The sequence below is a fragment of the Microcoleus sp. Pol12A5 genome (assembly GCF_036701435.1).
Classification (GTDB): Bacteria; Cyanobacteriota; Cyanobacteriia; order Cyanobacteriales; family Microcoleaceae; genus Microcoleus.
In genome coordinates, this window is the sequence record NZ_JAUBQU010000090.1 from 14,197 (window position 1) to 27,002 (window position 12,806).

At 44.8% G+C, this 12,806-nt stretch carries 8 protein-coding genes; 3 read left to right on the top strand and 5 right to left on the bottom strand.

All coding sequences use genetic code 11. The annotated features are described in order from the left end of the window. Positions 1-412: 412 nt before the first annotated feature. Positions 413-2,287, top strand: coding sequence for an NAD(P)H-quinone oxidoreductase subunit F (locus tag QUA45_RS20775; RefSeq protein ID WP_333096964.1), 1,875 nt, complete (start codon positions 413-415; stop codon positions 2,285-2,287). A gap of 130 nt (positions 2,288-2,417) precedes the next feature. Here QUA45_RS20775 and QUA45_RS20780 read toward each other — a convergent pair whose 3' ends face one another. Beyond that, on the bottom strand, positions 2,418-3,029 hold the full coding sequence (locus QUA45_RS20780) for a Uma2 family endonuclease (protein WP_333222004.1): 612 nt from the start codon (positions 3,027-3,029) through the stop codon (positions 2,418-2,420). 128 nt (positions 3,030-3,157) lie between these two features. Here QUA45_RS20780 and QUA45_RS20785 point away from each other — a divergent pair, with 128 nt between their 5' ends. Both QUA45_RS20785 and QUA45_RS20790 read left to right on the top strand, forming a co-directional pair. Beyond that, positions 3,158-4,672, top strand: a complete 1,515-nt coding sequence (locus tag QUA45_RS20785; RefSeq protein ID WP_333096960.1) for an NADH-quinone oxidoreductase subunit M — start codon at positions 3,158-3,160, stop codon at positions 4,670-4,672. A gap of 174 nt (positions 4,673-4,846) precedes the next feature. Then, on the top strand, positions 4,847-6,013 hold the full coding sequence (locus tag QUA45_RS20790; RefSeq protein WP_333222005.1) for a CO2 hydration protein: 1,167 nt from the start codon (positions 4,847-4,849) through the stop codon (positions 6,011-6,013). Positions 6,014-6,361: 348 nt separating this feature from the next. Here the strand turns inward: QUA45_RS20790 and QUA45_RS20795 are convergent, their stop codons facing one another. The 4 genes from QUA45_RS20795 to QUA45_RS20810 form a co-directional block, all read right to left on the bottom strand. Then, positions 6,362-7,081: a PHP domain-containing protein gene (locus QUA45_RS20795; protein ID WP_333096956.1), complete on the bottom strand. Its 720-nt coding sequence runs from the start codon at positions 7,079-7,081 to the stop codon at positions 6,362-6,364. A 397-nt stretch (positions 7,082-7,478) separates the two neighbouring features. Next, positions 7,479-9,887, bottom strand: coding sequence for a bifunctional serine/threonine-protein kinase/ABC transporter substrate-binding protein (locus tag QUA45_RS20800; RefSeq protein ID WP_333096954.1), 2,409 nt, complete (start codon positions 9,885-9,887; stop codon positions 7,479-7,481). A 172-nt stretch (positions 9,888-10,059) separates the two neighbouring features. Beyond that, positions 10,060-10,821, bottom strand: a complete 762-nt coding sequence (locus QUA45_RS20805) for a ZIP family zinc transporter (RefSeq protein ID WP_333067968.1) — start codon at positions 10,819-10,821, stop codon at positions 10,060-10,062. A gap of 529 nt (positions 10,822-11,350) precedes the next feature. After that, entirely contained in the window at positions 11,351-11,926 is a 576-nt protein-coding gene (locus QUA45_RS20810; protein WP_333096953.1) for a DUF3611 family protein, read from the bottom strand. Between the last annotated feature and the right edge of the window lie 880 nt (positions 11,927-12,806).

Below are 12,806 nucleotides of genomic sequence, written 5' to 3' on the forward strand. Positions count from 1 at the left end.
AATATTTATTTAATAATCTTAATATAGAGCGGGGTAGATGCCGACGGCGAGAGAGATTAAAGTAAGTAATAATACCCATATAAAGTAGAGTTCGGTATGTAAAGCCGGAGCCGATCGCTGCCGGGAAACTTGGGGATTCCAAAAGGGGGATCGCGGGGAAATCGGCAAAAAAGGCAGTCTTGGACCATCGGCAGGCATTTTTTTCTTGGAGTGCCTCTTCTACTCAACAAGTAATTTTGTGTTGAGAGAATTCTCAGTTTTGATGCTTTAATGTATAGTGAATCTTGGGTGCAAATTATTTTGCCAGAACTATACGATCGGGTTTAGTCAAAGTTTTAGGGTATCACGCGATCGCCCGCGACTGTTTTTGTATAAAGGCAGCCCGTAATTTGAAGTTTAAGGGATAAATTAAATGACTCAATTTCTCCTCCAAGCCTGTTGGTGGGTACCTTTATATGGCTTGATAGGCGCAATTTTAACTTTGCCGTGGTCTACGGGAACCGTTCGCAGAACAGGCCCGAGACCGGCAGCTTACTTCAATTTGCTGATGACTGTGTTGGCTTTCATACACGGGTCAGTTATTTTTACAGCGACTTGGGATCAACCCCCCCAACAATTGCTCGTGCACTGGGTGCAAGCAGCCGATTTAGATTTGTCTTTTGCAATAGAAATCTCCACCGTCAGCGTCGGAGCAATGGAGTTAGTTAGTGTTCTGAGTTTGTTAGCACAAATTTACGCTCTCGGCTACATGGAAAAAGACTGGGCGCTAGCTCGATTTTTTGGGCTGATGGGTTTTTTTGAAGCGGCAATTAGTGGCATTGCCATTAGCGACTCGCTGCTTATAACTTACGCTTTGTTGGAAGTGCTGACGCTTTCAACTTACTTGCTAGTAGGGTTTTGGTACGCTCAACCCCTGGTAGTAACAGCCGCTAGAGATGCGTTTTTAACAAAGCGTGTAGGAGACGTGCCACTGCTGATGGGAGTAGTGACCCTCTCAAATTTAGCGGGAAGTTTAAATTTTTCCGATTTGGAAACATGGGCTGAAACTGCAACTTTGTCTCCTGTAGTGGCGACTCTTTTAGGTTTGGCTTTAATCTCCGCACCTACGGCAAAGTGCGCTCAATTTCCGTTCCATTTGTGGCTTGATGAGGCGATGGAAGGGCCCAACCCGGCTTCGATTATGAGGAATACCGTAGTTGTGGGCGCTGGGGCTTATGTTTTGATTAAACTTCAGCCTGTTTTAGCGCTTTCCCCGGTCGCAGATGCGGTCCTCGTGGTTTTGGGTGCGGTAACGGCTGTTGGCGCTTCCTTGGTGGCGATCGCCCAAATCGACATCAAAAGAGCCCTATCGCATTCTACCAGCGCTTCTATGGGTTTGGTGTTTATCGCCGTGGGGCTAAATCAAGTTGACATTGCTTTGCTGTTGCTTTTCGCGCACTCGATCGCCAAAGGTCTATTATTCATGAGCGTAGGGTCAATTATTACCACAACTAACACTCAAGATTTAACAGAAATGGGTGGGTTGTGGTCGAAGATGCCTGCCACAACTACCGCTTATTTAGTAGGCGCTGCGGGGATGGTAGCGCTGTTGCCTCTGGGCAACTTTTGGGCGATGCGACGCTGGCTCAACGGTTTTTGGACGGTGCCTTTGTGGCTGGTAATAGTGCTGCTTTTAGTTAACGGTTTGACAGCGCTAAATTTAACTCGCATATTCGGTTTAGTGTTTGTGGGAAAACCGCAGCCGAAAACTCGCAGAGCTCCAGAAGTTGGTTGGCCGATGGCTTTGCCGATGGTAATTTTGACGGTAATGGGGCTATTAGTGCCTTGGATGTTGCAGGAGTGGCAACTATTAATTAGTTGGACTGGGCCTTGGGCCGAAACGGGAGATTTTGATGCTTTAAATTTGCTTTTGAAGACGCTGGATACGCCGCTGTTGTTGTTATCTGGGTTGATTGGCGTTGCGGTTGGGGTGGCGATTTATTGGTACGGGGTATTACCTCGACCTGTACGGCTGCCGGTGCCGGCGTTGCAGGATTTGTTTGCTTACGATTTTTATATCGATCGAGTTTACCGCTTGACTGTCGTTTGGGCTGTGGCTTTTATTTCTAAAATCAGCGCTTGGACTGATAAGTATGTGGTGGATGGGGCGGTGAATTTGTTCGGTTTTGCCACAATTTTCAGCGGTGAAGGGTTGAAGTACACCGGCACTGGTCAGTCGCAGTTTTATGTGTTGACTATTGCGGGGGGGGTTGCTGTGTTGCTGGCGTTGATTATTTGGCAGTTTTAAACTGTAGAGGTTGGCAGATTTTTCGGGGTTTGTCTGCTTTTGGTCTGATGTTATTTAATTTTTAACCCCAGATGAGGGCGGATGAACGCAGATGATTTTAGTCTGGGTTTGTCTGCTTTTTTATCTAGTTTTATTCAAAATCGATCGGCCACAATTCTGTCACCGCAACTTCCCTACCGGGCAAAAGTTCGGGAATTGAAATCATGTCGCCGTCTCTCAATACCACTGGCTCGGCTGTCGGAGTGTAAATTGTTATTGTGCGCTTGTCTGGGTCGATTAATATTCCTACTTTGGCTCCGAGTTCGATGAATGATAAAATTTTTTCTCGGAGGGGTTTGAGGCGATCCGACTGAGATTTGATTTCTACCACTAAGTCGGGAACAAGTTCGGCAAAATACCTTTTACTTTGTTTGAGGCTATCGGCTGTCACAAACGAAACATCGGGTGCTCTGAGATCGGAATTGGGAAGGATAAACCCGCCGCTGGACTCAAAAACTCGTCCGAGTTTGCGAGGTTTGACCCAGTTAAGCAAAAGTCTGCCAAACTCTGCTCCTATTTCGCTCGATACAATGTCTGATGGGCCCATAATGATAATCTTCCCGTCTACCAGTTCTAATTGGTAGTCTAGATTTGCTTCCGAGAGTATAGCTTGCAGTTTTTCCAAGTCCGTAACGGTGAGGCGGGTGGAAGGAGAACCGGATTTAATTTGCAAATCTTCTCGATCTGTAAGACTTGAGGTCATAGGAGGATTCCAGAGACATTGGAATCTATGTTAACAAGAAAATTAGCCGAGTGCTTCTATATGTAGTGGCTATGCGTTAATGTTAAATATAGCTCTAAATACTGTGTAACAAAGGAAAGTTTTAATTGATGCTCAGTGCTTTAATCTGGATACCAATGTTGGCTGCTGCCCTGATTGGACTCTGGCCCGGTTCAGTGAGTTCTAAAATAGTTCGGAATGTCGCGATCGCCATTGCGGGTATAACTTTTATTCTCTCGGTGATTTTGGCATTTCAGTTTGATGCCAGTACCAGTCAGTTGCAGTTTGGGGAATTCATTCCTTGGATAGATGTTTTGGGATTGAATTACAATCTCGGTGTTGATGGTTTGGCTCTGCCTTTGGTAATTTTAAATACTCTGCTGACAGGAATAGCTATTTACGCTACGGATGAGTCGATCCGCAGACCTCGACTTTATTATTCTTTGATTCTGTTAATTAGTGGCGGCGTTACAGGGGCTTTTTTATCTCAAAATTTGCTGCTGTTTTTCCTGTTTTTTGAGGTAGAATTGATTCCGCTTTACCTGTTAATTGCGATTTGGGGAGGCGAGCGCCGAGGTTATGCTGCTACTAAGTTTTTAATCTATACTGCATTTGCGGGAATTGTGCTGCTGGCTGCTTTCTTGGGCACTGGTTGGCTTAGCGGTGCTTCGAGTTTCGATATTGTTGGTGCAGCGGGCGCATCCCATTTGCAAGGAGGATTGCCCTTGCCTTTGGTAAGGCAAATTATTTTGCTGGCGGGGGTGTTGCTGGCTTTTGGTATTAAGATGCCTTTGGTGCCTTTTCATACTTGGCTGCCGGATGCTCACGTAGAAGCTTCGACGCCGGTTTCGGTGCTGCTGGCGGGGGTCCTTTTGAAGCTGGGAACTTATGGGATGCTGCGCTTTGGTTTGGGTTTGTTTCCCGATGCGTGGGCGGTGGCGGCACCTTGGTTGGCGAGTTGGGCTGTGGTAAGCGTGCTTTACGGGGCGAGTTGCGCGATCGCCCAAAAAGATATGAAAAAAATTGTAGCTTACAGTTCGATCGCTCACATGGGCTACATTTTGTTAGCTAGCGCCGCAGCTACTCCGATTAGTATGTTGGGAACTGTTTTGCAAATGGTTAGCCACGGTTTAATTTCGGGGCTGCTATTTTTGAGTGTCGGCGTTGTTTACAAAAAATCCGGCACTCGGAACATCGATGTGCTCAAAGGTTTATTCAATCCCGACCGCGGTTTGCCGATGATTGGCAGTTTAATGATCCTCGGCGTGATGGCAAGTGCGGGGATTCCGGGTTTGGCTGGATTTATTGCGGAATTTTTGATATTCCGGGGCAGTTTGCCAGTGTTTCCGGTGCAAACTTTGCTCTGCATGATCGGGACTGGTTTAACTTCTGTTTACTTTTTAATTATGGTCAACCGCGCCTTTTTCGGCCGCCTTTCGGATGTGGTGGTAAATTTGCCGCAAGTCCGCTGGCGCGATCGCATCCCTTCGCTGATTTTAGCAATAATTATCGCCATCATGGGAGTGCAGCCGGGAGTTTTAGTTGCTTTGAGCGAAAAAACTGCGATCGGAATGGTAGCTAATGTGCCACCCCAAGTTAAAGTCATTGCTCAAAACTTGAAATAAAATATGACCTAGGTTCGTAGCATAGGACTAAAGTCCTATGGCAGTTTTCAATACCATGAAATACAGCAGACGGCTGTAGGGACACGGCACTGGCCTGTCCCTACCTATTCCATTCATCAGTGTATCCGTGTTCAAATCCTTGTCGTGCCTTCCTTCAATTAAGGTTCAATAAAAATGAAAAGTACCGTATTAAAACCCTCTTCCCATCCCCTGGCCGCATACATTGACCTTTTAGAATCAGGCAAAGCTTTACTGCCTGATTCTACGGAAAATGTAGTTGAAGTTGTCGGCGTGCTGAAAAGTTATGGTATTGTTTTAGACGCCTATTCTCGCAATCTCAATTATATTGCAGAAGAACAGTTTTTAGTGCTTTTCCCGTTTTTTAAATATTTCAACGGAGATGTGACCGTACCCAAATTAATGCGCTATTTATGGCACGATCGCATAAATTTTGAGTATGCTGAGTATTGCATGAGAACAATGCTTTGGCACGGCGGCGGCGGTTTGGACAGTTATTTGGATTCCCCGGAATTTAGCAGTTTGGTCGAAAAGGCGATCGCTGCTAAGCTGAAAGGCAATTTTTTCATGCAGGGACTCAACAAAGCATTTCCTAATTTTTTGCCTGAACAAGTGCGGATGCTGGCTTACTACACAGGTCTCGGTCAGTTTTGGCGGGTAATGAGCGATTTGTTCATAGACTTATCTGATTCCTACGAAGCCGGGAAAATTAAGTCGATCGCAGACGTAGTTGATTTTGTCTTAGCAGGTTTGGTTAGCGCCGCTAGTTTGCCAATTACCTACAGCGTCAAGATTGGCGGTCAAGTCTACGATATCATTCCGGCCTCGGCTAACTTAACATTTTTACCAGATGTAGCAGTGCCTTATGTAGAATCAATTTTCTTTCGGGGCACTGCGTTTTTTGGTACAGTTTCCTACAACGCTCAAGCTCATCAAATCCCGGAAGAACAAAGAGAATTTGCCTACGGGGCTTTGTTTGCTGACCCTTTACCGATTGGAGGTGCAGGGATTCCGCCAACTCAATTGATGCAAGATATGCGTCATTATTTGCCGGAGTATTTGCACGAAGTTTATCGCACTAGCTGTCGCGGCGAAGACGATGTGCGGGTGCAAATTTGTCAGAGTTTTCAAAAGTCGATGTTTTGCGTGACGACGGCGACTATTTTGGGTTTAGCACCTCATCCAATGAATACCTCAGATCCAGAGGAAAAGAAGGCTAATCGGGCTTATTTGGAAGGTTGGATGGATCGATTTGGGAATTCTCGCTTGGATTGGGCAAATCAGCCAACTAACCGGGCCTGTCAGTTGTTCCCAGAACGGTAGAAGGGCGACTGGTTTTTAGGGCGCAATGTCTCTCGGAGTTGCAACCATATTACCTGGTTTGGCAATTGCTTTCTTTTGGAAGGCGAAAGCTCGTCGTGGCGATCGAAATGATATCACCTCCCGTCAAATAGCCGTTATAAGGAAAGTAGTGAAAGCTTCAGTTCACAGACTTTTATGAGGACTGAAGTCCTCACTACCAAACAATTTTATAGTAGTCATTTTAGCGGACATAATATGACCTGATAAACTGTTTGTTTTCGACTCATTGTGATTGCTTTCATCAGAAATATATCCGCTAACCCTTATACTGGTAATGACAGGATAAAGCACTTCTTATTTCCGAACTATCTAGATTCGGACTAGAAGACTCAGGCCGTGAGAGTCGGTGCCACAAGTTCCCAACAAACCATAAGTTTCTGCTAACTCTTTGACTAAAGCAGTTTGTATGGGACTGGGTTTCCAAGGATTGGGATTACCGTAAGCATAGTAAATTTCTACACCGTCAATGCCGAAACGGGCTGCTTCTGGGATTAGTTTATCTGCAGTCGATCGATACCGGCAAGGATGTGCGAGAACTGCTAAACCTCCTGCTTCATGAATAGCTTCAATTACCCTGGCTGCTGAATAACAATAAGTGCCTTCAGTGCTTTTACCTCGTAGGTATGGTTTGAGACTGGGATGTTGCGGATTGAAGGCGTAACCGAGTATGTGTACCTCATTGTTGAGCAATTCGGCATTAATTTCAGCGCCTGTCCAGAGACTGGGTGCTTCGCTATTTTTGTCGGGATGGTTTAATTTCCAATTGTCCAGCCAAATTTGAGCTTTAACGTAGCCTTGGGTGCTGTGGTGGTCGGTGATAGCTAAGCCTTTGAGACCTCCGGCTATGGCTTGTTCCATCAATTTCTCTGGCTGCAATCGCCCGTCGGAGTAGACTGTGTGCATATGAAAATTATAGGAACCCGGACAGCTATCGGCATCAATTGTCTGGAAGACTTGTTTGAGTGCTGAGATATTCTGTGGTTCTGGTTTGAGACTAGAACTTGTTGGGGAAGCGAGATTGACAGCCATAAGCGTTATTATAGAAAAAACTAACCTTGTTTAATATATCTAATAAATTGATATGTTGCACCTGTGACAATAGTCGGCTGTAAGATTGAAACATCTGGCGGATTGTTGCGTTCGGCACACGATATCAATTCACTCGCACATCTTGCACAATTCTCTATCCAGGATTTTATCGTCGGGTGGGGGCGGGTTTATGAGATTTTTGGTTTTAGGCAATTATTTTTGGTAAAACTCGTCCCGGACCGTTTGTTGACAATCCCACAAGATATCAATTACTCCCACATATTGCATCATGCTTAACAACGCTTTTCGGCCTGTTCCACAAAGAGTAATTTTTCTTGCGGGCTGGGCATCCTGCCAGCCCTTGAAAGGTTTGTTGACAATGCCACAACATATCAATTCAATCGCACTTTAAACCTGCAGCTGCGGCGGTGGGAAATTCGATAGGCACAAAGGTAACGCCATATGTTGTTGTAGAACAGGGTACAATATGCGCTACTCGTTTGGGAGGATTTTTCCGATTTCCAGTCTTTGAGTCAAACTCAATTATACCCGTGGCTCCCTCGGCTTTAAAGTTTGGATCTGCTAAGGTTTTTTGCATTCCTTCGCGAGTGGGTTGTGCCTGCATTTCTAGCGCTTTAATCAGCGTCCGGGCGGCGTCGTAGGTTAAGGCCGATCGAGTATTCACCGGGCCTCCCCATAATTTTTCCGCGTTTATAGGAAACTTTTTGTCAAAGCTTGCTAGCGGATGCCAAAACAGGGATATTCCTAGTTTTTCAATAGACTTTAGCTCTTTTGCTACTTCTAACGTTCTCGGCTCGTACAGAGTCCAGGGCCCGACAATCCAATTGCGATCGGCGTTAGCTTTAATCATTTCGATCGCATTTTCTAGGGAATTAGTGACTTGACCGTCTGGAATGACAAGTAAGGCTGTTTTTCCTGCTTTCTCAACTTCTTTGATTGCTGCTTCGGCGTTAAAATTATTTTTAGATAAATCGTAATAATTACTTAGCCTAAAAGTCGAGCCTCCTTTTGCTTTAAATTGCTTTTTGAATTCTTCCCACAAAGAAGCGCTGAACGGACTGTTGGGATTGTAAAATACTGCAACTTTTTTCTCATCGACCAAGAACAGTTGATTTACTAAAGCTTCAGCTTCTATGCTAGTTGTCGGAGCCGTGCGAAAGAAAAATTTTCGCGGTTTTCGCGTCAGTTCTTCTGTGGTGCTTCCCGGAGAAATGGCGATTAGTTGATTTTGATTGTAAATATCTACTGTTTCCACAGTCATGTCACTGGTGTAGTGTCCGATGACTGCTAAAATATCGGGCTGGGCGACCAGTGAATTAGCCCTTTGGACGGCGTAAGATTTGATATTTCCGTCATCAGTAATGATGACTTTGAGACCTTTGTTTTTAATAGCTTTTGGTTCGAGAAATCCTTGACCGGGAAAATCTTTATTGCTGCTGTCATTGGGTGTGATGAGACTTAAATTAACTTCGGTTTGAGCTTGAGCAATACCGCGCAGCAGTTCTTCGGCTAAATTTGCGTTGAGAATGCTGCCGTCCTGATTGCGGCGGATAGGAACAACAATTGCGATCGTGTAATATTCTGCATTTATTGCCTTCAGCAAAGCATTGTTGATGTAAATTAAAGTTTCTGGATCTCTGCGGTCTTCCCGCCAGGACTGTTTGAGCAATTTTAAAGCTTCGGGATAATTTGAGTCGGCAAACTCATTGATTCCCCTTTGTTTTGACCACAGGGCGGAGGTTTGCACTAAGAGTTTTTCGCCGGAACTTACACCATCGGCGGAGGGTGTAGGCAACGTTGGTTGCGGAGAAATTCTGGGGATTAAAAATACGATCGCCCCAAAAGCCGCGATTCCCGCAACAGCTAAGAGCAGCCAGCAAAAGCCCGATCGCAACTTCCGCGAAGTTTTGGGTAAATCGGGCCGTGCGACGATCGACAAATCCAAATCTTGCAAAACTTCATCCACAGATTGGTAGCGGTCTTGAAAGTGGAAACGCACCATCTTGGTTAAAATATTTTTGAGCTTGTCGCTAACTTGTACCGCAGGACGATCGGGCGTCGAGTAATCCCAGACAATTTCCCCAGTTTCGGGGTCTTGCGGCAGATTGGTGGGACGTTGCCCGGTGAGAGCTTGGATGGCGATAATTCCGAGAGCGTAAATGTCGTTGTAGGGTTGTGGGAGAGAGCGCGGATTGTATTGTTCGGCCGGCATATAACCGCTGGTGCCGATCGCCTGCGATGTGAATATTTCACCTGTAGAGTTAGAGGTAAAAGTGCTGATTTCTTTGACCGCCCCAAAATCAATTAGAACAATTTTTTTATCTGTTTCGCGCCGAATTAAGTTAGCAGGTGTAATATCGCGGTGAATTATATTTTCTTGGTGGACACATTTTAATATTTCTAGAACTTCCCGCAACAAAGCAACGGTTTTTTTCTCATTCCCCCGATCGCCTGCAGCGAGTTCTTGATTGAGCGGATGTCCTTGAACGTATTCTTGAACTAAATAAAAATGGTTGTTTTCTTCAAAGCGATCGAATAATTCGGGAATGCGCGAGTCCTTTCCTAGACGGCGCAAAGCGCTAGCTTCCCTTTCAAATCGCTTTCTTGCCATCTCCAAGACGTGGCGATCGTTAGATGAGGGAAAAGGAATTTCCTTAACAACGCACAGAGGATGATTTGGTTGGTTTATTTGTGCAGCCGTATAGGTTTTAGCAAACCCTCCCTGTCCCAACAAAGCGATAATTTTGTAGCTTTCGTGCAGGATCTGCCCTAAGTTGACGCACATAAATTTTCCAACACCTCTTGACCGGCTGCGAACTTTAATGTGAATTATAAGCTTTTTTGTGGTTCGATACAGCTTGGCAACATATCCAATTCATCTGTGTCTATATCAAAAACACTATAACTCTCAGTAATGAGCAATTCTACATTAGTGATGAGCGATCGCTAATTATCTATTATCTTTCTGCTAACTTACTGAGTACAAAAGCAGCTAAAAAACCGCAGACAGTAATTAGTCCAGCAAAATCGTGAGTTTCCTCGAATGCTTCGGGAATCATAGTATCTGAGATCATGGCTAAAATACCCCCTGCTGCTACGGCGGTAGTAGCGGCTATTACTTCCGCAGAAAAGTGGCTAAAAAGGGTATATCCTAATAATGCTGCGATACCGGAAATAAGTGCGATCGCGCCCCAAACTCCAAAAATGTAACCGATCGATCTCCCTGCTTTTTTCATGCCGGCGGCGCTAGAGAGTCCTTCGGGAATGTTGGAGAGGAAAATTGCCGCTACTGTCACCGAACTGACAGCGCCTCCAGAAATCATGCTGACACCAATGACGATCGACTCCGGTATCCCGTCTAACAGCGCGCCGAGGGCGATGGCTAATCCGCCATCGCCTGACTCTGTTTTAGCTGGGTGCAAAGCGCCCGATCGCTTGCGGTGTTTTGCTCCCTGTTGACTCAAAAACCAATTGGCGGCTGTGTAGACAGCAGCGCCACCCAAAAAGCCGATCGCCGTCGAGTCGAAACCGCCGCGCTTGTAAGCTTCATCCATCAGTTCAAAGGATAGCGCTGAAATTAGCACACCGGCGCCAAAAGCCATAATTGTCGCGATCGCGCGCTGGGGAATGCTGACAAAGTAACCCACCGCCGCTCCCAGTAGTAGCGCCGAACCCCCCACTAAACCCCAAAATCCTGCCTGCAACCACACTGGAAACATCAGCCCTACCTCAAAGGAGAATTTTTTATGCCCGCCTAAAAATTCATTATATATAAGACTTACGGAGGGGCGCCAGAAACCGGGTTTTTTACCTAATCTGCTAAGTACATTTCCTAATAGAGAAACTGTATAACACGGCTTTGTTCAGAAACCCGTTGACAGGGTTATTTAGGAAGTTGAATGCCACGGCTATAGATTATATTTCGGAATATGAGCCTTAGTTTTGTTTGTCCCAGTTAAAAATATATAAATCAATATAAATGTAGATGGAAGCTCTCTCAACAGAATAAATAAATTACCTTTTAAAAAAAGTTGCTCAAGCTGACTACCATTAGCGGCAACAATCGCTACTCATTTCTGATTAGATGTTCATCAAAATAGCCAACTTGTTTAGCTTGTAGCTGCACTGTCTTCGCTCTGTTTTGCCAAGACAGTGTAAAACCAAAAACCTTAGTTAAATCGGCCAGCGCTTGTAAGTCTTGACTGCATAGGAGTTGTGTTTCCCTTTAGCGATCGCTAATTTTGCCAACTACTCTTCTACCCAATTGAGTAACCCAAGAGAAGTAACAGCTCCAAAAAAGTGAGCGCCAATCAGATTGACGTTAGCCATCGTCACAAAAATATCTAGGGAACGAATCACATTTTCTGGCGCATAAGCTGCCATCGCTTGCGGTTGACTAAGAGTTTTCGCTAGAACTACAGCCACTGTTTCTTCAGAAGCCACAAACGCGATTAATACCCCCACCAAACTAGAAACTAATCCAATCCGTAAGGTGTGAGTAATATGTTCTTTGCTGGGATATACCTGGGAATTTTCTGCGTGCAAAAGTCGCCCTAAAAGCCTATAGCGAAAATCCCAAAAAATTCTAAAGCACAGCAATAGCAGACCAACTATTGCTAAAAATACTCCGAAACCAATACCTGCATTATTGGTTTGTTCGCTCATGTTGCGACCCAACATAGCAAATAATAAAACAATGCCGGAAACAGCACCAAAGAATAACTGTATCCAGAAGCTAAATCTACTAAACAAGCGAAAAGTAGCAACGAAATCGCTTTGGATCAGCGGTTGCGACAAGGATTCTGGTTGATTCAGTTGATTCATTATATACACCTTATTTCTGAATTGATCATCAAAGCAAACGACGTAAGAAATAGGTTCTGCTTGTCTTCCTGTCGCAAGCGAGCGCCTTGTGGTTAGCTATTAGAGTTTTCCTGAAAAGTCAGTTAAGGGCAGGACAGGATGCCGGATGTTTGGGTACCGAATTCGGCAATTTCCGGTAAATAAAAGGTTGAACTCAACACAGTCACTGCCGTTGTGGTTGATTTGATTTTCCTAAAATCCTCCCGGTTCTGAACAATCAACTTTTTGCGACAATGGGAATTTAGAGTCTTAAAAATCGACTTAGGCAAAACGTCTATTGTCTTTGTTCACCATTTCAAAATCTTGCTTCTCTCTCTATTTAATCTAACTAGCCCAACCTTGCCATCTGTCTGATGCCATAAGAAAATATCCACCTGATGGAAGATGATTGAGGAAAAATTTATGATAAAGCTTTGAGTTAAGTGCGATCGGAGTATTAGCGATAGATGCTTGATTCTCAACTCCCGCACTGGGGCGCATCCATTCTTACAACATCCATAAGCTAGTTAGGGCAGCTATTCCAGATTCCCAACTATTCATATGCGAGTTGGAAGCTATTCGTTGCAAGCAAGATTACCCGGACAAATTTTTTATCGCCTTCCGAGTATTGACCATTTAACCCAACAAGTGAAAACGATTTTTATGTGAACCAATTCGCATATTAATCTGTTATAGCAATCCTTGCAGTAGTCATAAATCTTTTACCCCACCCCACCTTCCCCGCGAGTTCGGGGAGGCAGTAATAAATTCATAAATGATTTATGCTTTGTAAGTAGGTGGACAGGAAAAAAATAAACTATGTAACGCTAAGTCTTGAGCTAGCTAGACTTAAACTTGAAAC